The 24,069-nt window shown below is 64.4% G+C and carries 13 protein-coding genes; 9 read left to right on the forward strand and 4 right to left on the reverse strand.

The genetic code is table 11. The annotated features are described in order from the left end of the window. The first annotated feature begins 115 nt into the window (after positions 1–115). Both ACQEWB_RS14250 and ACQEWB_RS14255 read left to right on the forward strand, forming a co-directional pair. A complete protein-coding gene (locus ACQEWB_RS14250; RefSeq protein WP_432830761.1) occupies positions 116–1,018 on the forward strand; it encodes a restriction endonuclease in 903 nt (300 codons plus the stop codon). Positions 1,019–1,140: 122 nt separating this feature from the next. Next, on the forward strand, positions 1,141–1,317 hold the full coding sequence (locus tag ACQEWB_RS14255; protein WP_232646723.1) for a hypothetical protein: 177 nt from the start codon (positions 1,141–1,143) through the stop codon (positions 1,315–1,317). A 166-nt stretch (positions 1,318–1,483) separates the two neighbouring features. On the opposite strand, the gene ACQEWB_RS14260 is transcribed toward ACQEWB_RS14255, so the two are convergent. Both ACQEWB_RS14260 and ACQEWB_RS14265 read right to left on the reverse strand, forming a co-directional pair. Then, entirely contained in the window at positions 1,484–3,118 is a 1,635-nt protein-coding gene (locus ACQEWB_RS14260) for a hypothetical protein (RefSeq protein ID WP_432830763.1), read from the reverse strand. A 435-nt stretch (positions 3,119–3,553) separates the two neighbouring features. After that, the gene (locus ACQEWB_RS14265; RefSeq protein WP_432830765.1) at positions 3,554–3,781 is read right to left on the reverse strand and encodes a helix-turn-helix domain-containing protein; all 228 of its coding nucleotides are present in this window, start codon (positions 3,779–3,781) and stop codon (positions 3,554–3,556) included. A gap of 221 nt (positions 3,782–4,002) precedes the next feature. Here ACQEWB_RS14265 and ACQEWB_RS14270 point away from each other — a divergent pair, with 221 nt between their 5' ends. Beyond that, on the forward strand, positions 4,003–5,316 hold the full coding sequence (locus ACQEWB_RS14270) for a tyrosine-type recombinase/integrase (RefSeq protein ID WP_432830767.1): 1,314 nt from the start codon (positions 4,003–4,005) through the stop codon (positions 5,314–5,316). 109 nt (positions 5,317–5,425) lie between these two features. Here ACQEWB_RS14270 and ACQEWB_RS14275 read toward each other — a convergent pair whose 3' ends face one another. Next, the gene (locus ACQEWB_RS14275; protein ID WP_432830769.1) at positions 5,426–11,824 is read right to left on the reverse strand and encodes an AAA family ATPase; all 6,399 of its coding nucleotides are present in this window, start codon (positions 11,822–11,824) and stop codon (positions 5,426–5,428) included. A 189-nt stretch (positions 11,825–12,013) separates the two neighbouring features. Next, positions 12,014–12,277 (reverse strand): hypothetical protein, encoded by a 264-nt coding sequence (locus ACQEWB_RS14280; protein ID WP_432830771.1) that lies wholly within the window; start codon positions 12,275–12,277, stop codon positions 12,014–12,016. A gap of 240 nt (positions 12,278–12,517) precedes the next feature. Between ACQEWB_RS14280 and ACQEWB_RS14285 the strand changes: the two genes are divergently transcribed. The 6 genes from ACQEWB_RS14285 (at position 12,518) to ACQEWB_RS14310 (ending at position 23,762) form a co-directional block, all read left to right on the forward strand. After that, positions 12,518–13,174 carry a vWA domain-containing protein gene (locus tag ACQEWB_RS14285; RefSeq protein WP_432830773.1) on the forward strand — a complete coding sequence of 219 codons (657 nt, stop codon included), beginning with the start codon at positions 12,518–12,520 and terminating at the stop codon, positions 13,172–13,174. A 32-nt stretch (positions 13,175–13,206) separates the two neighbouring features. After that, the gene (locus ACQEWB_RS14290; protein ID WP_432830775.1) at positions 13,207–14,625 is read left to right on the forward strand and encodes a protein kinase domain-containing protein; all 1,419 of its coding nucleotides are present in this window, start codon (positions 13,207–13,209) and stop codon (positions 14,623–14,625) included. Between the two features lie 396 nt (positions 14,626–15,021). Further along, entirely contained in the window at positions 15,022–18,030 is a 3,009-nt protein-coding gene (locus ACQEWB_RS14295) for a DEAD/DEAH box helicase (RefSeq protein WP_432830777.1), read from the forward strand. Between the two features lie 76 nt (positions 18,031–18,106). Then, positions 18,107–19,453 carry a hypothetical protein gene (locus tag ACQEWB_RS14300; RefSeq protein WP_432830779.1) on the forward strand — a complete coding sequence of 449 codons (1,347 nt, stop codon included), beginning with the start codon at positions 18,107–18,109 and terminating at the stop codon, positions 19,451–19,453. A gap of 185 nt (positions 19,454–19,638) precedes the next feature. Then, a complete protein-coding gene (locus tag ACQEWB_RS14305) occupies positions 19,639–21,828 on the forward strand; it encodes a hypothetical protein (protein WP_432830781.1) in 2,190 nt (729 codons plus the stop codon). Further along, a complete protein-coding gene (locus ACQEWB_RS14310; protein ID WP_432830783.1) occupies positions 21,825–23,762 on the forward strand; it encodes a DUF2357 domain-containing protein in 1,938 nt (645 codons plus the stop codon). The genes ACQEWB_RS14305 and ACQEWB_RS14310 overlap by 4 nt, the downstream gene beginning before the upstream one ends. The last annotated feature ends 307 nt before the right edge of the window (positions 23,763–24,069 follow it).

The raw sequence follows: 24,069 nt of genomic DNA on the forward strand, positions 1-24,069 counted from the left end.
CCACATTAATCCATAAATAATTGAATGGAATGGGCCTCCTGTGAGCTTCCTGCTGTGCAAACCAGGGTCGAATACCAACCTGGTTTGGTTACCCTCTGCGCTAGGAGGTGAGGGCATGACCGATGCAGAGCTGGTAGTGGGCGAGGAACTGACGCGGCGCGAACTGCACCGGCGTTTCGGCGGGACCCCGCAGGGAGGCATCGCTCCCTCCTCTGCGTCGCGGATGGTCATGCTCTTCACCATGGACAGTTCGCCTGCCTCGAACTACACCGGGTGGGGCGACGACGGGACCTTCCACTTCATGGGACAGGGCGCCCGCGGCAACCAGATAATGACGCAGGGAAACCGCTCCCTCTTGCGCCACAAAGAAGACAACCGCACGCTGCATGTCTTCCACCGGCTCCCGAACCGGCACACCGGTGAGGCTCCGCTGTATCGCCACTTGGGACGCTTCCGCCTGGACGACGAGACGCCGTACTACTCCGCAGACGCCCCGGACGAGGACGGCAAAAACCGCAACGTGATCATCTTTCGCCTTCGGCCCGTCGGCGCGATCGCCGACGGCGGGCCACAGCTCACCCGGACACCGGCGACGACGGTGCGCATCGTCGAAGTGCAGCCGACATACCAAGCCAGGCACACCTCAGAGATCCGGCCGTCGCGTGCGAACACCGAAGCGCAGCTGGTGGAACGCTACGCCGCGTATCTGCGGGCATCGGGGCGCAGCCTCACCCAAGCTCAGCTGACACTCGCCGGCGAGACGACGTCTTACCGGGTGGATCTCCTCGACTCCACCGAGAACCGGCTGATCGAGGCGAAGGCGAGCGCAACCCGGACCGCCGTCCGTGAGGCGATCGGGAAGCTGCTGGACTTCCGGCGATTCTTCAACCCCACGCCCACCCTCGCGGTACTCCTTCCCTCACAGCCGCGAGAGGACCTGCTCGATCTCTGTGCGTCCCTGTGCATCGAGGTCGTATGGCCACGCGAAGACGGAGGTTTCGTATCGACCCATGACTGACGGTCGGAATGACACCGCACAGGCATGCGACGCCATCCCGACCGTCCTCCCGGTCTCACAGGGTTCCTAGGCGCTGTGAGTAACCGCACCCATGTCCAGCATTGAACAGGAGCTTCTCCAGTATGTCCGATAGCGGCACCACTGCCGAAGGCAACCACGGAACCGATCCGGCGATCCTCTACATGTACAGCAGCGCGCTGCTGGCCGGAGTCCTGCTGATCATCATGGGGCACACCACCCCGCTGGAGGCCTCGGGGTACGTCTCCCCCTTCCTCGTCCTTTTCGAGCAGAGGCGATAGCCATACGCGACGGCCGCTCTCCGCAGAGCGGCCGTCGCACCTGTGCCGGGATCGGCTCGCGAGGGAGTCGGCTTAAGCAGCTGACGAATACCTCAGCATCGACGGCCAATTCTCTCACTGTCGGGCCTACTCAGGTCATGAGCGTGACCGCCGACGGCCAGTACGTTCAGACAGGTTCCAGCAGATCGACTACGGAGAGTCTGGTTTCGCCGTTGACGAGCTGGAGGGCGACCTCGGCCCGGGCCGCAAGGTCTAGAGGGGGGAGGTCCTCGGCGTACGCGGCGTGCACGATGCGGTCCAGGCCTGCGCCTACGAGCGGCGCGGCTGTGCGAAGCGACGCCTCTAGCGCCACGCCCTGGGTGGCACCGCCGTGCAGGATGATGTTCCGGGTCCGGTACAAGCGCCGCAGCGCGATCCGAAAGGCTCCCGCGACGTCGTTCAGAACTGGTCGGGGGTCTTGAACCAGGTCGGCCATGCGCTGGGCAGCGGGGTTGTCGGAGTATTTGGTGGGCGTCCGGGTGAAGTCCAGTGCCCCGGCTCCTTTGGTGCGCAATGCCTCGGCGACCAGCCTGGCGCGTTCCTGATTCGTCGTGCAGGCCGCGATTGCCTGGGTGAGGTCATCTGCTTCCCGGGGCTTGTGTCGGTGTGCGAGGGCGGTGAGCTCAGCCCGGGGCCAGGAGCAGGCGATGATGGCCGCCATCCGGTCGGCTGCCACCGCTTTGCCCGAACGCTCGTTCTCCTTGGGATCGTCCGGATGCGAAAGCAGCGATTCCACAGCAGCCCAAGCCCCGGCGACAGCCGGAGCCATCGGACCACGGTTGACCGCGGCCGCGAGTTCCAGTGCATCGTCGATCCGGCTGCGCTGGCTTGTGATTCGGTAGAGGTGTCCCTCGTTGACCAGGGTCAGGACATCCGCGCCCCGAGCCGGGGGTTCGAGCGGGACAGGCCTTGCGTGGCCTGCGACCCAGATGTACGGGAGAGGCTCTACACCGCCCCGGTCCCTGCGCAGGAACTGGGCGCGTGCGGTCATGCGCTCCACCAGCTGCCGTGCCTGCTCGGCGGCGCTGAAGGGGTCGCGGGCCTGGACCTGGTAAGTGAACCCGCCTCCGGGGCGGACACCCGATGTGTCGTGGCCGTGCTCGCGCAGCCAGCTCACGACCTTGCCTTTGCCCATCCAGTTCTCCAGCGGCTCTGCCAGCTCCCGCCGGGGCACCTTCTCCAGCACCACCAGCACCTCGAACATGCTGGCCGGGGTCCTGGCGAGTTCTGCGGCGCTGTCTGCGATGTCTGCCGTGGTTGCGCGGGCCTGATAGAGATCGTTCGCCCATGCCTTCAGGTGGCTGGCGCTATATCCCAGGTCCAGGAGGTGAGAGGCGACAGTGCGGGAGTAGCGCTCCGGCTTGACGCGCTCCTCGACGGGAACATTTACGGCGGCTGCCCAGCGTTCCAGGTAGCCGGCCCGCACGTGGCCGATGATCTCCTTGAGTCGGCGGCGGGTGGGACTCGGATCCGGCAGCGGCTTTTTCAGCAGCTCAGTGAGCTCCTTGCGCAGCTCCCTGTCGCCAAGGCCTCGATCGGGACCGATCAAGGCGTTGAGCTCATTACGTTGCCAGTCACAGGCAGTCTGTGAGAGCACCCCGTGGGCCTGCCAGTAGCCCGCCTCCCACAGTTCTTCCAGAGCCAGCACGGATCCTATGTCCCACAGCCGACGCGCCCATGGCGTGCCTTCGTCAGTAAAGTAGTCCGCCATCCGGGCTAACACGTGCCGGGCGTAGGGCTCCGAAGCAGGGGGCGATGCCATCGCAGCACCCTAGCCGATCACCACACTGCGCCCTGCTCATCTAGCAAAGTCCGTGCTACATTGGCAGCAGACTTAAAGGGGCACTCGCCGTTCTGCGGCCACTGCCCCTTTCTTCTTTTTCTTCCAAGGCAGCTCCCCTGCGGTCCGAGGTATGTCCAGCTAGGACAGCTTCTGGGGCCGGCGGACACTGCGCAACGGCCCCCCGAAGCTGGCTGCGCGCGGTGACTGAGCACACGGCAGTGGTCTTTACACCCGCGCTCCGTGCTCACCCCGGCGCCCATCAGTGACTCTTGGAGCACCGCGCGGCAGTACGTCAAGGGCCGGGCGCCTCGACGGGCGCCTGCACACCACACGCGCGGGCCTCAGAACGAACCGCCAGATGGCAAGCACAGGCCACGACCCCACACGTCTGACGAAATCACGATCCTCGGATTGTCAGCTCGAACCATTATGGGCAGATTTACCGGATTCTTCCTGAGCGATGTGATTGACGAGTTCCCCCGGCTCCACATCGAGCCCTGCAGCGATATCCAAGAGCGTCAGCACGCTGGGGCTGCGCTGTCCGTGCTCGATATAGATGAGGCCGCGAAAGCTCAGCCCGCTGCGCTCTGCGAGTTTTTCCAGGCTGTATCCCCGCTCCTCTCTGAGGCGACGGATTTGCATACCCAGGGACAGGAGTCGCGGGTCCGGTGACGGTTCACGTGCTGACACACGGCGACTCGACCGTCACACCTTTGCGTGCACCATGAACAGCTGTGCATAACTACTCGTCGTAACGGACAGCATCGCCGTGGCGGGCAGCAACAACGTCGTCGCGCCCACCGCCTAGCCAGTGCAAAGGGTCGGCGACAGGTCCAGCAAGCTCAGTTTCGTGGACGGGGCAGATGAGCAAGCCAATCGATCCGTTCGATCGCTGGCACAAGAGATATCCAAAACCAGAACGCGGTGACACCCCGTGCCGGTGCAGCACGCCACAGCAACCTCTGTACCCATCTGCGGACCACGGCCGAGGCCATCGCTGGCAGGCCCGGTACACCGACTCCGCAGGAAAGGAGAAACGGCCGACCTTTGCCACCTGGCAGCAAGCCCGCAGCTACCTGGACGAGGTGCTCACGGAGATCGAAGGGCAGACGTCGCGCGACAGTAATCCGGGCAGCCTGCCGGTTGAATACTTCGCAACCGAGATGGTGGAAAGGAGACGCAAGCGGAAGAAGAACACCAATACCTGCGACACCTACGAAAGCCATCTCCGCAACCACATCCTGCCCTTCGCCGGCCACCGCCGTGCAAGCAGCCTGCGCCGACCCGATTCCATGGCCTTCGTCGACTTCCTCCTCGACAAGGAGGGCCTCGACTCTGCCTGCACCGTCGTCCAGATCTTCAAGACCTGGCGCATCCTCGTGCACTACATGCTGGACGAGGACGTCTCGCTACCTGCCAACATCGTGGCGAGGATCGACCTCCCTGACGTCACACCACGCGTCAAGGTCGCACTGTCTCCTGGGCAGGTCGCCGCGGTCGCGGCGGCAATGCGGAAGGTCGCGCCGCGCTACGAGGTCCTGATCTGGCTCGGAGCCTGCGCCGGACTACGCCAGGGCGAGGCCTTCGGGCTGAAGCGAAGCCAGGTGGCCTGGAACCACGACCTGCTTCACATCGAAGAACAACGGCAGCGCGGTAAGGCCGTACGCCTCAAGACCAAGGCCAGCTACGCCACCTTGCCAGTGGATCACTTCCTCATCGAGCGGCTGCTACACCACGTGTCACGTTTCTCGGAGCCGGAACCCGTCTCACCAGGCGCCGAGCGCCGCCGTCGGGCACGCGGCTACGTCGAGCCACCGGACGAGGACCTGATCGTCACGAACCGTTATGGCCGACCCGTACTGATCAGCGACTTCCATCAGAAATGGCGAAGGACGGTGAAGCAAGCCGGGCTTCCGGACAGAACCCGTTTCCACGACCTCAAGCACTTCTACACCACCACGCTCGGCGGGTCCGGCAAGCACGACCCGAAAACCGTGCAAGCACTCTCCCGGCACGCCAAATTCTCCGAAACCTGGGATACCTACGCCCACCCACCCCTCGCCATCGAGGAGGTCACGGTCACCGTGTTTGGAGCCGCGTTCTCACTCATCGACAGACCAGCAGGCGCGCTGCGGAATTGGGCAACACTTGCTGCGCTGGCGTCAGATGTGTCCTGACATCACGCGCTTCCCGACCGGTTGCCCCCGCAGACCGACAACTGCGGTCACCATCGATCACACGGGCCCGTGCAAGTCCTTTATACGGTCCACAGGAGCTTGCTGATATTCAGCGACATTCGAACGTGCAGGTCGCCACGCTTGCGAGAGTGACAGAGCAGGCGCCTTCTATGCGCTTGGCCGCAGGTTCGAGTAGAGAAGGTGATACCCCTGGGCCCCTAGTCAAGCTCGGCAAACGTGCGGCTACCTTCCATGACCTCGCGCATTGACAGGCATCCCTCCCCCAGCTCAGAAGCCGGTCGAATGCCGACGGGCTCACTGCGAGGGCTGAGCCGAGCCGGCGTGGCCACGGCAAGTGGTACGCGCCGGTCTCGTAGTGGCTACGCCAAGTGATCAAAGCGAGGGCAGGGCCGCGGTCATCGTGGAGGACGAAATGCTCGTCAGCGCGTAGTTCCAGGGCCGATCTGAGAAGTAAGGTCGGGGCTAGCAGTGGCTGGTGGACGCCCAATCCGAGGCGAGCATCGTCGAAACCGTTGCCGACTCCCTCTACGTCAATTGCAATGAGCGGTCCACTGCGGCGAGGGACCTGAGCAGCGGGCTGAGGTGGTGCCGCATGGAACCAGTCGGAAACGTGGCCGACGGCGAAAGGCTGGCTATCAAGGCCCGCCTGGTCGTCAGGCAGTCGCAACTCCACGGCCTGGGCTCGAGTGGCAACCCGCAGCGGATGACGCGCCGAGCGTGGTGCGTCAAAGGTGTGCTCCTCTGACACCGCAATTATCCGCCAACCCTGGAACCGACCCGTCTCCAGGACGGTGCAACGTGCCAGCGGCGCAATGAGTGATGTGATGAGAAGGTCAGCCCTGACTCTCTGGGCCGGTCGCGGTTGCCACTCGGGCTGCATCTGGGACCAGGCCGGATCGCCTGGCCCTGGGGGCGGCGGCACACTAATCCGGGGGTGGCGTGTCGCCTCGATCGCTAGTGGCAGTGCGGGGTCGTTAACCAGAAGGCGTGCGAGAGCGTATTCCCATGCGGCGGGATCTGTAGGCGGCACACCAGAGGCAACCAGGCTCGCACGCCCACCTGCCGCTGTTCGCTGGAGTATGTCTTCGAGCAGGCTCGGCCGCCCGGTGAAGGCATCGGCCCAGCGCCTGTGCATTCTGTCGGAGAGCTCCTGATGCTCATGATCGATGGCCTCGGCGGCACAAGGTTCAGCCAAGGCACGCTCAAAGCGTGCCGTGACGGCTTGTCCGAGGAGCGGAAGCATTTGCTCAGCGGAACTAAGTCGTTCTCCGGCCAGCATCGCGACCATCCGAGCTGCGTCACTGACCGGGATCTCATCAAAGTCGGGCAGCCACAGCTCGTCACCTCCGTGAAGCAGCGAATTGTCTGGTGCGGTCATCGGGGGTTCAGGGGCCTGCTCTCCCAGCAATTGAGCCGCCAAGGCTCGTACGGTCAGGTGAGGACCGCGGGCCAAGGTGTCGAGGGTGTCGTGGCAGGCGCGCGCGATGGCACGACGCGCGGGTTCGCCTGCGTCGTCAACAATAGTGAGCAGCCAAGAAAGGACAGCAGGCTCCGTCAGGCTAGGCAGGGTCGCGCCCAGAGCGGACGCAGCCACATCTAGGTCAATGTCGAGCAGGATCGTGAAGCCTAGGAGCGCGCGGCGGCGACTCTCCTGACCGGGATGGGCGAGCGCTCCAATGATTGCCTTGGCGAAAACAAGGTCAATGTCGGCAGGCGCCTCGCCTTCGGGCACAGCTGCCTCGGGCGTGTAGGGGTCATCGGGGTCGTCGTCGTCTGCCATGCGGGGTGTCCTAGCCGCGATCACTGCGTGTGCCTGGTCCCAAGCAGCAAAGGCAGTGTCGAGCGGCGCGGGTCCTGCGACAAGGGCCCCGTCAGTGAGGGCGAAGATGAGGGCTTGAGTCACTCCGTATGTGGTGCCACGCCCGCCAGCGACCACTCTGGCGATTTCGGAGGTGACGGTCGCAAGCGCTATGTCTGGAGCCAAGTTGGTCGCACGATGAAGGGAGTCGAGTTCGGTCTGCCCGCCGAAATTCATCCAGCCGCCCTGACCGCGGGCATGTGTCCAGGCCAGGGCGAGCGCCACTGCAGCAAGGCGAGGGTAACCGAGCCGTTCGAGTCCATGCCCTACAGACGCGAGTAGGCCGTCACTCTCCATGAGGCTTGGTGAAGTCGCGAGAGCGTGGAGGGCCACGACGGCACTCGGTTCGTCACCTGCGTCGGCGAGCTCCACGAGACGGTAGCCAATGGCGTTGGCAAAGCGGTCCACGTCCCAGGCAGAATCCGCACTCTCGTGGGGCCGTCGCCGCCAAACCCTGACCGCGCGGGCAATACCTGCCGGACCCTCGGGCAACGAAGTACGAACCCAGTTGTTGAACTTGGGTGGTTGTGGCAACTGCCTTGAGGCTCCACGCGGGGGAAGGACCGGACCGATGGCAACCTGCGGTGCGTTCACCTGTGCCGCAATCGTGTTGAGCACTTCGATGCGATTGGTAGTCTGGTGGGCCTCCTCATCGTCGGTGTCCGACTCCCTCAGACTGCGCTCGTCGGCGCGGGCCAGCAGAAGATTCAGCAGTTTGCCGGGCAGATCTGCCCCTGACCCGTCAGCCATCGCCGCCACACGTTTGACCAGGTCGACGTCTTCGTCATACAGGGCGGCGGGCAGCGCTAGGCGGAGTAGGGCCGCGACGACCGGGGTGGCTGTGTGTTGCCAGACCCGCCACACGTCCTCGATAGTCTGGCTGTAGAGGTCGTAGGCCTTTCCACATCGACGCAGAAGCGCCGGCACGGTGAGATCCACCAGGGCAGCAGGATCGGCCTTGGCCAGGACAGTCCACCATTGAGCCCAAGCCTTCCGGGTTCCTCTGCCATCCGTGTGGAGGGCCACTCGCTCGCAGGTCGCCTGTGCTCGCGCCAGACGGACGCGGGCGCGGTTTCGATCCGCGACAACTAGGTCTGACAAGGGGTCGAGAATGTCGTAGACGGTCGCGTCCTTTCGCCAACCGTATGCTGTCATCAGTCGGCAAGCCGCATGCCAGTGCTCTTGCGCCTCGTCGAAATCCCCGAAGGCAATGGCCAGGCGCGCAGCCTTAAGTCGGTATTCAGCCGATGCCGAGTAGTACCGACCTCGCCCTCCTTCTGCCAGCGCCTTGTCAACGAGCGCCTGGGTAGCTGGTCTGCGTGCCGGTGCGGTGGTCTCATGAATCGCGATGGCGAGCAGGGCATCCTGGGTTAGAGGGCCAGCATCCATACCTCGCAAGGACAGCCCCAGACCATCGGCAACACTCGCGAGAATCGAAAGTGCCGTTGGCCACTGCTCGTCACCGAGCAGGGCGACCACGCGACGCAGGGTCTCGCCGATCTGGGGATGGATCGGATACAGATCGCACGCCCGAGGTGTGCCTTTGAAGGGGCGTAGGTCGCCGGTGAGCAGGTCGAGCGCTCCAAGCGCCTGGCCGGCACACTCGCTGGCTGGGGCTGCTTCCGCCTGAGCCAGCGCCAGCGTGAATCGAAGCCAGCACCGATACCACCCCTCACCGGCCAGCATGCCCTCGACCGTCGCGAGGATCGCACCATCTCGATGAGCCGCAAGAACGCACAGGTCCAGCCACATAGGCACCGCGCCGTCAATGTGTACCGCCTGATCGCTGGTCACAGAGCGGGTTGCTTCGATCAGTTGGACTCTCAAGTCAGCGTTCTTGGATGGCCCCAGGCTCTGCGCTTCGGCACCAAGCGCGATGAGTCGGTGGGCGCGACCGAACGGGTACTGGTGCGAGGCGCTGTCCACAAGTTGTGCAATAAGGCCGTCTTCCACCGACCCCGAATCCAAATTGGCGACTTCGGCCAGAGCGAGAGCCGCGTGTCCGGGGACATTGAGCAGATCGATCAGGTGTGAGGTCTCTTCGATGCCGAATACGTCCGCGACAATCGGAATGATTTCATCAACCGGCAGCTCGCTGTCATTGAGGTATTCGGCGATCCTGGCGCGTCCATCATCATCGCTCAAATCACCTGTGAACCGCCGGAGTTGGCCACGCAGCCAGGCTAGCCCGACAGCCATGTCAGATTCGGGTCCGTAGGATGTGTTATCGCTACTCTCCCAGGCCGCATACGCGGCGATATATTCCGGCCACGGTGGCGCTACACCGGCCGTGTCTAGGGCGCTGCAAAGCTGCAATCCCGCCCTCGCTGGCAGGGACGGCTTACCGTCAAACAGGAGACGGCTGACAAATTGCTGCTCTCCAAGCAACTTCAGTGGCACGTCGACATGTTCGAGTAGGACGGAGTCCAAGCGCTCGTACTCGAATGACTCGGCTGCGCGGGCCAGCTCCACACATCTCGCCAGCGCCGGCACATCACGGAGGTGCGCGGCGCTGCCACTGGCAAGAGCGAGGTTGACGGAAATGGCAGAGGCCGGATGTCCTGCAGTGACCGCATCTGCGGCGAAATTAATGTTTACCAGGTCGAGTGCCTCTCGGTGCCGACCGGCCGCCGCGAGAGCTGGCAGCAGATGCCGAAATGCTCTCTCATCACGGAAGAAACCCCGCTTTAGGAGCCAGTCGATGATGAAGCTCAGATTCGCGGCCAGCGCGCCCGGCTGCTGATCCATTCGACGCCGCAGAAAGCGTGCGAAGGATTCGTGGTAGACACGCAAGCCGCCCTGAGTGGCCCGTTCCGCTAGTACAGGGGCGAGTGTCGCAAGGGCCTCATCGAGCCAATGGGCCAGGTCCGGCCTCATCTCAGCCAGTTCAGTCCTGGTGACCGGAAAATCGAGTAGACCCACAACCTCAGCAACGACGGAGCCAAGCCCCAACCTCACCATGAGATGGGCGTAGTAGTTCTCCAGTGTGCCGTCAAACTCAGGTAGAGAACGCAACAAGCCGACGAGATCTGCCTGGCCTGCGGGACGCCGTAACACTTCGCGGCAGAGGTACGTCGCATACAGCGCATTACGCCGAGATCGGTCTCTCAGGGCTGCAATGAAGTCACCATTTATCATCTCGTCGGTCAATTCCTTGGACGCTTCCGCGGCTTCGACCAGTCCGAAGCGGTCGACGAGTTCGTGCAGTTCTGGATCGCTCATGCCGGGGATTGATAGTTCCTTTGCCTCGCCTTTCCGCAGAGGTTCGAGGTGAACGCCCGGCTGGCTCAGCACGATCAAGACGCACCCGGTTGGCAGCTCCATCGCAGCAAGGTCTGCGGCTAGCGCTGCGGATGGATCGGCCCCTGGGCGCGCCGGAGCGACGCGCGCGACATGGTCGAGGCCGTCGACGATCAACGCCACTGGCCGGTCCGGACGGGAAAGAACAGCTTGCGCGACAGTACCGATCAGCGCGGCTTCATCCGCTGCGAACCTGGGCCTCAAGTCCGAGACTAATGCCCCATCCAGGTCCGCTAGTCGCCCAAGGAGACTACCGAAAACACACTCCGCATTGACCCGTTCATCACGCTGATCGGTCGTGTCGTTCAGATAGCAGAAATGTTCCGCCACGAGCCAGCCGGATGCCTCCAGCGTCTTGATCAGCTGGGCAGTCAACCACGACTTTCCCTGTCCCGGGGGCCCTGTCAGCAACAACGGCACACCATGCTGGGCTGCCTGACCAGCGGCGTCTTCGATCTGCGCCAGGGTCGAGGGACGTCTTACCTCGATCGCATGGTCGACCGGGTCGACCCGGTCGACTGCACCGAAGTCCTGTCGGAGTTTCGCACGGCGCAGCAGTTCCCCAGCGGAAGGCGCCACGCGGCCCTGACGAGCCTGCCGCGCGTAGCCCGTAAATGCCTCCGCGACGTCCGCGGCGGATCTGCCGGCGTTCGGGTAAGAACCCGCACCAACCTCAGCACGCACTCTCGTCAGCAGGATCTGCTCTGCGGCATCGGGGGCCACCAGGCTTCCGCTTGAGCTCGGAGCCTCCACCTCGACGAACAGTCGTTCACACAGCCATACGAGATCCGACCGGTCCACCGCCCTCGGCCCGGAGCGCAGGAAGTCGAATGGCGAGCGCGCAGCCGTTCCACCGCCTTGAATCAGCGGCCACAGACGATCGACATCAAAACGAAGGCGCAGCGTGGGCATGCCCGCGACGAATGGCCCAGGATCAGGAGTGGCGGGCACCAGGACCTCTGTGAGCAGTTCCTCCACCGGCCGCACGTCACGGAGGATCACGCGGAACAGGCACTCAACTCCGGAGCCTGGGCCGTCACGGTATGCAGTAGCAGCTGCGACAAGCCTGTCCAGACGAAGACCTCGCCTATCGTTGGTAAACGTCTGGCACGTTAGTTGCTTGTCATCACTATCCGTGTGCTTGAACTGAGTACGTTCGTGCCGACCGCTCGCCGTCGTTACCGTCAGGTCGTCGAATCGATCGTCGGGCACCAGTTTCTCATCGACCCGCACGACGGACAGCGTCCCGAGCGTAAGGTCGACCAGCCGCATCGCGCAGAGCAGGTCCTGGTACTCGTAGCCGCGATGAGCCGGTTGGAGGGCAGGCATCCACACAGGCTATAGACGCCCATTGGAGAGTGCGGCAATACAGCGAAGATTCGCCCTCCTACGCATATATACCTGGACGTACGTGCCCTTGGCTGGACCACTCTCCCGACTCCTCGCAACTTGGATCCACGTACCGAACTCTTCGCGGAACAGGTGGGGTTGCAGTCCGCGGGCTACTTGAAGGTTGAGTCACCGCCGACGCGAACAAGCATGCGCGGCGCTGGCGGCGCCGTTGACGTCCTCGGCCTTCTCCGTCGCACTCACCGGCGGGATCCGGTGCTCGAAGTCGCCGTTGCTGTTGCGGAAGTCGGTGACCTGGATGACTGAGATCACGTCGATCGGCTCAGGCTCCGAGGCTCCGGTACGTAGGTGTCGCTCATCGCGGCTGCCCTTTTGCGGACAGCCGCGCACAAGAAGCCCCCGTGCGGGCGGCGGATGCACGGCACTGGCCATGCCCGAACCCTAGGGGCCCATTGCATGCGTGTTCTTCATGGCGGCATCGTTCCGTTGGGCCATCTTCCAGACACTGGCAATGTTCACCAAGCTTGCGGTGTGAGGCACCGTCAGACGCGATTCGTAGTACCTTGTGTGCCTCAGCGCCAAGAACGGCCTGGCCGCGACCGGGATGCCGGTCTGGAGCGGTCACCTTGGTCGAGAACATTGGGGGGCGTCGTGAGTACCGCGCCGCGGTTCATGGCTGCGAAGGCACGTCCACTACCAGTCGTTGTGCTGGCGGACGTGAGCGGAAGTATGGGGGAACCCCAGGAGAAGATCGATGTACTCAACGAGTGCATCCGCCGCATGCTCAGCGACTTCGCAACGGCCGACGTTGGGCGGGGCGTCATTCACGTCGGAGTAATCGCCTTCAGCCAGGATGGCGCCGTTCTGCACCAGGAGCTGGTTCCTGCAGCCAAAGCTTCGTGGACCGACATGCAAGCCCGGGGCGGCACCCCGCTGGGCGCCGCTCTCGCGCTCGCCGACGAACTGCTGCGTGACGAGGCAACTGTCCCGCCCCGTGCGTTCTCCCCCACCCTCATTCTCGTATCCGACGGGAAACCCACTGACGACTGGGAAGAAGCACTCGACCGTTTGCTCGACTCCCCAAAGGGTTCAAAGGCCACCCGACTTGCGGTCGCTATCGGCGGGCCCGGCATGACCGAGCAGGCGAAGGCTGTGCTGCGACGGTTCGTCAGCGATGAGGCCAGCGGCGTATTCGAGGCGCAGGATGTCAGTCGGATCCAGCAGTACTTCCGTTGGGTGACGGTCACTGTCACTCAACGCGCCCAGAGCACCCGCCCAGACCGGGCACCAGTGTTGAACCCCGAGGACCTGTCCGACTTCGGCGCCTGAGCCAGCAGAATCGCGCAGCGAGAGGAAAGCCGGTGACATCGCGCTGGGACCTCGGCGGGCTGCTGCGGCCAGTCGAGGACGAGTATCACCAACTGTGGTCGCTGTCTCATTCCATCGGGGCCGGTGGCCAGGGCGAGGTATGGCTGGCCCGAGGGGGACGCACCGCCATCAAGATGATCACGGTTCCGACTCAGGAAGCGGCCGAGACCGTACACGCTCGGCTGCGGCGTATCCAGCGACTTCCGCTGGACGATGTCCCACTGGCCGGCGTACTGGCCTTGCTTGCCCCTCCCAAGCTTGGCTACGTCATGGAACTCGCGGACGAGATGGTGCCGTTGGACACGCTCTGCGTCTCCGATGAGAAAGATTTAGCGGCCTGGTACCTGCGTACCGGCGGACTGGAACGCCGACTGCGTCTGCTGGCCAAACTCGCAGACGCCATCGCCCGCCTGCACGCCCGAGCCATCGTGTACCAAGACCTGTCTCCATCGAACGTCCTTGTATCCGCCGCTCCTGAGCAGCAGGAGATCAGGCTCATCGACGTGGACAACCTCGGTCTCATCTCCGCAGTCGATTCTGCTCCGGTGCACACCCCGGGATACGGGGCTCCGGAGATTGTTGCGGGCTCCAGTGGCGCAACCACCCTGGCAGACGCCCATGCGCTTGGTGTGCTGGTCTTCGAAACTCTGACAGCGAGCCATCCATTCCGTGGTGACGAGGTACTGGACGCCGATCCCTACTATCAGCAGGAATACGCCGACCGCTTCCGCCTGCCGTGGATCGATCACCCCACCGACCGCAGCAACGAGTGCACCGTTGGTATCACGCCTCGGCAAGAATTGCTGTCGAGTCGGCTGTGGGAACTGGCTTCCCAGTGCTTCGTCGACGCTGTGGCCGACCCTCTCGTCCGCCCGTCCGCCGCCCAGTGGGCCGCAGCACTGCACTCCGCGGCAGTACAAACGGTTCGGTGCCCAGAGTGCCGCTGGACCTACCGCGCGGCCGCAACCTCATGCCTCTTGTGCCGACGCCCCCGAGACCGGGCCTGGGTACTGCGCCATGGACTGACCGGGCCGGTAGGTGCTGAGCCGGAAGGCCGATCGGAGACCGGCGACGACATACCGGACGTCCGACTAACCGAAGTGCCTTTGCCGGATTTCACCGTGCTGCGCCCCTACGCCGAGACAATGCTCACCGCACGTCACGCCTCTCCTGCTCCCGACCAGCCCGACGCCGTGATCGCTCAAGTGCGACTCGACGGGCAGGATGCCACCGTACTGAACCTCTCGCGCAACAGCCTCTGGCTCGACCACCAGGATGGGCGCCCCTGGCGGGAGATAGCCCTGGGAGGCCAGGCAACCGCTCCAGTCGACGGCCGCCCCTGGACGCTGCACTTCGGAGAGCGAGACGCCATCCACCGCTGGGTACGTCTGACGGCTTTGGAGGCCAGGTAGGTGAGTGTCCACTCCAAGGCAGCATCGATGCCGGCCCGCATGCCGGGTGAACCGATCTTCGTGTCGCTCCTCTGGCACCGCGTGCTACAGGGACTTCCCGACCAAAAGCTCTCCCGCGGCACGGAGATCCGCCTTTATCATCGGCCCACCGGTCAGCTCGACTTGGTCACCGCCTCCGCCACATACGGTGTCCGACCAGCAAGCGCCGAGGACCAACGCAAGCTTGACCAAGTGCGGTCCGCCGGAGCCAACTGCGTAGCAGTGACTGCTCATGAGGTCGTGCCGCGACCGCCCGTCGCGAGCACACAACAGCGGCCCCGCGCGGGCAGGGCGAGTTCATCTGCGCCAGCAACCGACGAGCCCTTCACCGTGCGGGCTCACATCTACGCACCGGCAATGGGGCTCGCCGTACCACTTAGCTCGGGGCTGCAACTCGACATCAGCGATGCCGTACTGGAAGACGCTGTGAAGTACGCGGGCCGAGACGACGCCGCCAATGCCGCAGCCGTCATGGCATTCTTGACCCGCGAACTTCTCCTCGCTCCCCGCCCAGGAGGTTCGGGCGCCACCTGGCGCATGGTGGTCTCGGCAGGACTGGCGGGAGGTTTTGAGGCCGGCTTCCGGGTACACGGGCCCGGTCTCATGGCCGACGTCGAAAAGCACAGCGCGGGCTACCGCATCATCCGTCTGCTCAGCGCAGTCCATGACCGCGGCGTTGGCCAGAAGGCCCTGGCGGTCGGCGCCATTGAGTTCCGCGACATGACCGCCAGACAGCGCGACCGGGAGAGAATCCAGCAGGGGCTCGACTTGGTGGCCAACCAGAACGGCTACCTGGCCATGTGGGACAGGTACCAGGAACTGGAGGCCCGCCATATTCGGGGACGTATCCGAGACTTCGGGACCATCCGCTACACCGCAGTCAAGGTCGAGTCTGACGGCCGCTGCGCCTTCACCGTGGACCTGAGCCGCGCGTTGCCCCGCACCCGAGCCTCGTTGGAGAACGCCGCAACGACAGAGAGGCTGGAGATCGAGGCAGCAACGGAGGTGCCGACCTCCGCAACCGATGCCGTGATGACGGATCGGGAATGGCTGGTTGCCTCCCGCGCCCAGAAGGGGCGGGCTTGGATCGGTGAACCGGTCGGATACGACAGCGTCACCGAGACTCTGCGCCTTGCCGGGACCTTCAACTATCAGAAGGATCCGCCGCCCGTGGGCTGGCTCTACCTGGCACACCGCGGTGACCAGCGCCGACTGGACCGGCGCGAGAATGCGATGCAGAAGCTACGCACGGACGGGACGCACATTCCCGCGTTGCCGACGTTGTTGGAGGGTGGCTCCTGGCCGCAGCCAGCGCAACGGCGGATCACGAAGCTCTCCCGCTCAGCAGTCGACTGCTTCGCTCCGCACGGGCCTACACCCGCTCAGCGGGAAGCCGTGCTCACTGCCCTCAACACGCCTGATGTGGCAATCATTCAAGGGCCTCCGGGCACCGGCAAGACTCAGGTAATCGCCGCCCTGGTGAACCAGCTGGGTGATCTCGCCGAGGGCGGGAACGTCGCCGGAACCACTCTGCTGACGAGTTTCCAACACGCAGCAGTCGACCATCTGGTCAGTCGGGGCTGGGTCTTTGGCCTGCCTCCCCTGAAGGTGGATTCCCGCGGCCGGGGCAGTACGGTCGCGTTGGACACTTGGCGCATTGAGGCAGCTCGATCTGCCGATCTACGGCTTCGTGAGCGGCCCGTAGGCCGACATCTTGCCGCTCAACGCGCCGCCGCGGAGTTCGCCGCCACGTATCGAGCAGCACCGGTCCCGCCCGAGTTTCTGTCTCAATTCCTCAACCAAGTGCTGGCCGAGCTTGGCGACATCGCCGAACCGTCACTGGTCGAGGAACTACGTACGCAGAAAAACAGAGCCGAAAGGCACCGGCACCGAGCCGCCGCCGACCCTGAGACCCGCTCAGACCTGCTGCCGTACGTAAGGTCCCTGCGCTGCACAACGACGGGCTTCGAAGACGATGGACCCCAAACGGCCCGCGCGCTGCTAACCCGGCTCGACCTCATCGACAGCCCACTGCTTGAGGGCGTCTCGTACCGCGAGCCTCTGCAGGCGGCGATCCGGAGTACCACGTCCCTGCCAGAACTGCTGGAGTTGCTGGCCGAGTTACGCGACACGCTGCTGGATAATCTCACCGCGCGGATCCGAGTGCCGGAAGTCACCATCGCCGACCCCGAGATCGTGGGCCTCCTCGACCGCCTGGCTGCACAGCTCGCGGAGGCGGTCACCCGATCTCCCGATGCCGTAGCAGCAGCGCTGCTCGAGTATCGGGACGATCTGCGCAGCGACCCTGAGGGAGTCGACGACACCCTGCGTGCCTATACCATTTCGCTCGCTTCCACGTGCCAGCAGGCGGTGTCCAAGGCCATGGCGGACGCAGGTGGTCAAGATGGCGTGTTCGAGTCGGTCATCGTCGATGAAGCGGCGCGGGCAAACCCTCTCGACCTACTCATCCCACTCGCCCAGGCCCGCCGCAGGATTGTTCTGGTCGGCGACCATGAACAGCTTCCCCACATGCTGGAACCCGATGTAGAACGGGAACTGGGTTCGCTGGGCGATGACGTTCGCGACCGGTTGCAGGAGAGCCTGTTCCAGCGCTTGGCCAGACAGTGGGAGCACGGCTCGCCGGATGGACACTCTCGGTTCGTCCGCCTCGACACCCAGTTCCGGATGCATCCGGTGCTCGGCAGCTTCGTCAGTGACAACTTCTACGACAGGAAGTTGCGCAACGGCCGTGAAGCGGCCGAGTTCGCGCACGGAATCGACCGGTACGGGGAGGTTCCTGCGGCGTGGCTGCCCGTACCACTGTCGTCCGGGGGCGAGATTTCACGCGGTACCAGTCGGGCCCGTAACGCTGAAGCCATTGCCATCGCAGCGGAGATCGCTGCCCTGATCGAACGCCACCGACAGCTGACCTTTGGGGTCATCTCTTTCTACGCCGCGCAGGTCACCGAGATCTGGAAGGAACTGAAGAAGGTCGGGCTCGCCGAGTTCACTGAGGCAGATGGATGGCGCCCCGTGCCCCGGCTCTGCCGGGACGAGGACGGCGCGCCGCTGGACCGGTTGCGGGTAGGTACCGTCGACGCCTTCCAAGGAATGGAGTTCTCTGTCACCTACTTGTCCACGGTACGCAGCTGCGCTCCGGCCGCTCGGACTGACACCAAGCGCGCCTATGGGCACCTGACCGTCGCCAACCGACTGTGTGTGGCGATGAGTCGTCAGCAGCGGCTGCTTGTCGTGGTCGGCGACGACGACATGTTCGGCCCTGATTCGCCCTCCGAGGTCAAACCCCTGACCGCTTTCCTCGCCCTGTGCCAGAAGGGGGTGGATGGCCGTGTCATTCGACCGTAGGACGCCCATATTTCAGCTCGCCTTCCCGCCCCACGGACACTATCGGCCCGTCCTCCTGCCGGTATGGGTCTACCAAGTGACGGCACCAACCGGCTACTCCCGGACCCTTGATGTCTTCCAGACAGTGGTGTTGCGCCTGTGCGCCGCCGGAATCCGCGATATCGGCGACCTGTCCCGGCTGATCGGACTCGGCACCACCCTGTGCCGCACCGTGGTCGCCCGGCTGGTGGAGGGCCGGCTGATGAAGCCTGGCCTCACGCTGACCGAGGCAGGACGGCAGACAGTGGCCCAGGGAGAGGTAAAGGAAACCGAACCCCAGCTCTTGCGCGTCTTCCAGGACCCGGCCAGCGGGGCACTGCTCCCACGCATCCTGGTCGCCGACCCCGTGCGCGCCGACGTGCGGGAGCACCGCGTACGCCGGGTCACCATCCAGTTCGGCACAGCCGGCGCCTCCCGGGAAGTGAGTGCACTGGCGTTGCATGGCAACGGCTCTTCGATGCGCCCGTCAGAACGCGCTGTGCTCGAAGCCTGCAGAGGTCATGACATGGCGGCTCGTGGCCTTCGCGGCACGTCCCGCAACGCCGACCACGCTTCCGTGGCAGCCCGCAGAATCGGATTCCATGGCGATCCCAATCCTGCCTATCTGGTCTGCTATGCCGCCAAGGGCGATGACGGATCTGGACGCATGTGGACGGTCCACGACCCGTTCGCCGTGGGCGACGGGCGGGTCTTCGCCGACCTGCTGGCCAGCCGCGCCGAGCGAGATGACGAGTTGAGTCGGCTGATCAACGACCTACTCGGTCGCGACCGCCGCGATCGGACCGCCACCGCCCGCAAAGTCGACCGGGAGCTCGCTGAGGACGCCCGCGCCGACGTCGTGCGGATTCTGGGCGAAGAAATACGTGAACACCCCGAGGTCTTCACCCATCTCGCGGACCTCGAGCTGGCCCTTGTCAAGGACACTGCGCGGGAACGTGAGAACGCGGCTCGCAACGCAGTGCGCGTCTTTGAGTGCATACTTCCAGAGCTCAACGAAAGGTTCCCCGCGCAGCTGACGACGTCAGGTGTGCCAGGCGTACGAGAGCGCGCATTCGTACTGACTGCCTACCGGCTCGGGGCCTCCTCAGTGCCTCCGGAAATGCAAAAGAACTGCGCCAAGCCAAATACCAGTTTGGCCGGGGACATCATCAGGGCTGTGTGGGCAGCCGGAGAAAACAAGCAGCACCCCCTCAATTCTTTCATCCGGCAGCGTCCCACGCTTCTGGAGGACCTCGATCGGTCACGAATCTTGCGCAACAACGCGACGCACGGACCAACTGACGCTCCGTCCCCCGACGATTTGGAACGCATCCGAAATCTCACCTACGAAGCAGCCCGCCACTTGCTCGGACTGAGCGGTGGCCGATCGACAGCAAGAGGGTGAACCACGCCATGGGGAGAAAGCAGACGCGGGGCCGCGGTAAGGGGAAGGGACCCGTGTGGCCGGGCCAGCCGCAGGCGTCTCGGCGTCCCACGACCACCCGGGCCCGCCAAGCCGCGACAGCGGTCTTCGAGGGGCCTCCGGTAGCGCCGGACGGCACGGCGGCGCTGCTTGAGGAAATCAAACAGGTGGCCTCCGAGGCTCAGTTGGTCAACGCCGCCGGTGAGGATTCTGACAGCGGAGGCTCCGGACTCGAGCATGCCTGGCAGCTCTACCGTGCGCTCGCCAAGCGCCAGACAGAAGCCACGGACGCGCTGACAGCGCAGGGTGAACAGCTCCGTGCCGAGCGGTTGGAGCTCGATGCGGCTTTCACCCGACAGGCTCAGCAAGCTGCAGCCCTCCAAGAGCAGCAGGAGACGCTCGAAACCCGAACCACTCTGCTCGACCGCAAGGAGAGCGAGCTCTCTTATCGGGAGCGTACGGCCGAAGCCCGATTGGCCGAACTTCGTATGGAGGCGGGCCAGGAACTGGAATCCTGGCTGGCAGACCGGCGCCGGGAGGCCGTCGAAGCCCTCGACACGGATCGCCAGGCCTGGCAGACCAGGTGGAGTGAAGCGCAGCGTCGCCTTGCTGACGCCCAGGCTGCCCTGGACCAACGGGAGAGTGAACTTGCCCAGCGGGAGAGGGACCTGCGATCCAAGCAAGTCCGGCTGGACGAGGAACGTGAGGACGTTGCTCACCTCAGGACCGCGCTAAAGGAGCAACAGTCAGGCCGTGCCGAACGGTTCGAGCGTGAGGTGGCAGACCGCACCGGCCAGCTGATGGAGCAGATGGAAGAGGGCCGACGCCGGGTGGCGGCTCTTACTGCCAGCAACGAACGTCTCAGTGCCTGCCTCACTGAGTACGAGACAGCGCTGGCCTCTCTCGGTGGTCTGACCCTGGAGCAGGTCGTCGAGCGCTTGGCCGAGCTTCGTTCCGAGAATGCCCGTCTGACAGAGGAGAACGCCACCGCGCCACGGGCCGATGCCCGCATGCTCGAACAACTGCAACAGCAGGTGATGCAGCTGGCCGCCGACAACGAAGAGCTGGTGAGGGAACGAGGCGAACTGGAATCCGCTCTGCAACGCGACCGCATCGCTGTCAACGAACGTCAGAACTACCTGGAAGCCAACAACTGGCTAAACGCCGCCAACAGCCAGCTTCGGCAACTGCTAAATGAGGAAGCCGCCAAGCTCAACGCCACTGCCCAAGCTGGCAAGGAAGGCCACGCCTTCCCGGCCTGCTCACGCATGGATCACGACTTCGGCACACCCCTGCCGTCCGTTCCGAAGGCTCCGGAACTGCCCGCACTCATGGAGCAGATGCAAGCGGTCATACAGCAAAAGGCTGGCCTCTCTTATCGTGATTCGGATTTGCGCCTTGTCCTGGCGGGCATGGCCATGAGCCGACTTCATCTCTTCCAGGGCATCAGCGGAATCGGTAAGACGGGACTGGCACGTGCGCTGGCGACCGCTTTCGGCAGCGCGAGCAGCGTGGCTGTCATCCCCGTGCAGGCTGGCTGGCGGGATCCCCAGGATCTTATGGGGTACTACAACAGCTTCGACCGGATCTTCTACGAATCGGAATTCACCAAGGCCTTGTACCAGGCACAGTGCCCAGCGTTCAAGGATCGGCCGTTCTTCATTGTGCTCGACGAGATGAACCTCTCCCATACTGAGCAGTACTTCAGTGGAGTGCTCTCGGCCCTGTCCATCAAGGACCGGCCCAGACTGGCGCTGACCACGGCGCCCGTCAAGAATCCTCCCCAACTGCTGATCGACGGAACGCACATCGCCGTTCCGGATAACGTCTGGTTCATCGGAACCGCCAACCACGACGAGACGACCGTCGGCTTCGCTGACAAGACCTACGACCGAGCCTTCGTCCTTGAACTGCCCTGGCAGCACCCAGATCTCCCAGACACCTCGACCGCGCCTCCGGAGCCGGTCGCCCACCGAGGTCTCACCCAGGCCTTCAGCGAAGCGAGGGCCAACTACAGCGTCCATGCCGCCGACATCATTCACTTCCTCGACGACAACTGGCGTCGTCGCTTCGCTGAGGAATTGCGTATCGGCTGGGGCAACCGACTGGAATTGCAGATCAAGGAGTTCGCCCCCGTCGTGGTCGCCGCAGGCGGCAGCGCCGGTGAGGCTCTGGACCACCTCCTGTCCACCCGCATCCTGCGGTCTGTCCGAGGACGGTACGACATCCACGCCGACACCCTCGACACACTGCGCACAGACCTCGGGGAGAGTCTGAGAGGGTTCGACGACACTTACGAGCCCATCGCGACGCAGCAACTACTGGATGACGAGATCCGCTCGCGTGGTCGGCGATGAACAAAGAAGCAGCGGAGCCGGCTCTCGATTCCTTGCTCGTCCGCCATCTCCTCGCGTTGTCGACCCATCTCAGCGAGGGGAACACGACGCTCAACAGCTGGCTGGCTATGCCACCTATCATCCTCGACGTCTCCGACGAGACGACGGCATTGCCGGTGGAAGCTGCCTTCGAGCACGACTCCGGTGCTCTGCGTACGGTTTGTAATCGGCCGTACACACGTTTGCGCATGATGGAGGAGATCCTGCCAACTTCCCGAGTGCGCTCCATCGCCCCCGGCGCGGCGGCGCGGCTGGCCGCCCGCCCGGAGGAGTGGGCTTCGCACACGCTCGCCGGCGTCCGACCTGCCCGACTGCTGGCCCGGCGCAGCGAGGAAGACGCCGACATCTACGAGAACCGGGTTGCTGTCGCTGTACTCAGCGTGATGCGGTCGCATCTGCAGCAGCGGATCGCAAAACTGAGCGACCTGAGCAGGATGGTCGGCGATGTGCATGGGCTCCTGATGCACTCTGCGGAGAGCACGTGGCGGGCCCGACAGGACCTGACCCGGCTTCTGAGGAATGTCGAAGACTCCAGCAGGCACCAAGCAGCAACAGGAATCCGCCTGCGGGAGCTCGAATCTGCCCTCGCCTCTGTGGAAATCATGCTGGGCTCACCCCTGGCACGCTCAGTCGACCACCGTGCCGCGCCACCCCGCGAACTGCATCCCACCAACCTGTTCCGCAGCGATCCCAGCTACCGGAGGGTAGCCGCGCTATGGGAAGCGTGCACCACCATTGAAGTCCAGCAGCTCGGGGCGGCTGAGACCGACCGGCGCCGACAGGAAGTCGGCGTCGCCTTCGAACGTTTCACAGGTCTCCTCCTGCTCCTCGCCTGCAGACTTCTCCAGGCAACTCCGGTCGCCGACCAACCGGCTCCTGGCCGCGGCCGCTCCACTCGCTTCCGGATGCGCGGAGCACCGTTGACGATCACCTGGTCCCTGACAGGCGACTTCACTCTCCACTGGCGAGAACAGCAGGCCCTGCGCGTGCTGCCTATCACCGCTGACCTGTGCACGGCTCCCGACGCTGCCTCGGTCGGGGCCGTGGTCATCGACGCCCTCCGGAACCGACCGCCTGCTGAATGTGGGAACGATCTCGTCGTCTACCCAAGCCAGCTACAGGCACGGGAAGATGCCGAACCGGACGTCCTCCGTGCCTCCTACCGCATTGGCCGCAGAGACGGTGATGCGCCGGAACAACGCGCCAGCGTCGCCCCGTTGTCCCCGCTGGACGTCTTCAGCGTCAGCCGCCTAGTACGCGCAATAAGCTGGGCGACCCTGGGCGCCGATGCCCGCCGTTATCCATACAGAGTGTCTGTGCCCGCAGCCGAACGCTCAGTCCTTTCGGAGTGCGATTGGCTCGAACTGCACCCCGACGGAGTCGCTGTTGTACGCGCTCCGCTGCCGAACGAACTCGACCAGCTGCCTGGGCTGTTGAATCGTTCGCGCTCGCGCTCCGGCGGTGGCCGAGCAGGGAGGCATGACGCACAGCGGCTGCAGGACTTGCGTGGGGCGCTTGAAGATGCGGCGGCGAAGACGGCGCTCCTCGAAGTGTGCCCACTGTGCCCCAAAACCGACGCTGGAAGTCGACCTACGCTCGAAGCCCGTGATGAGGGTCTGTTCGCCGTATTCTGCCCTTCCTGCAGCACCCGGTGGGAACTCCGCCGTTGCCTCGCCTGCGGTCACACCTTCCCCCTGCTCGATCCGGACGGCCTCGCCACCATCGGCGCCTCGGAATCCGTTCTTGACCGCCGCTTCGGCGGCTCCGTTCTCTCATCTCCGTGTTGGGCCGAAGAACGCACTGGCCAATTCATCTGCCCAGCTTGTGGCATCTGTGGCCGAGCTGACCGAGTCTCTTCCTGCCCACGCGGATGCTCCACCCCGGCGCCGTCCTGAGTGCCCAGGGCATCGCGACGTGGGTTATCAACACCGAAGTGATCGCATTCCCGCCGCGGCATCCTTGACAGCTTCGATGTCCCCAGGTTCTGCTCCGCGCACTCGGCAAGGGAAGAGCAAGCACGGACCCTAGCCGCACGCAGCGGCACCGAGACCTTCGACCAGCACCTCGCCGACGACACCCTCCTGCAGGCGAACACCGACACACGCCGCCCTTCCGGGAATCTGGTCGATGGCCCCTCCCGCCGCTTTGCCGCCGGTTTCCAGGGCATCGCCACCGCACTGCCCTGGGACATGTTCAACGGCC

Origin of the sequence: Streptomyces sp. CA-249302, from assembly GCF_050936785.1 — a bacterium.
In the GTDB taxonomy this organism is placed as follows: Bacteria; Actinomycetota; Actinomycetes; order Streptomycetales; family Streptomycetaceae; genus Streptomyces.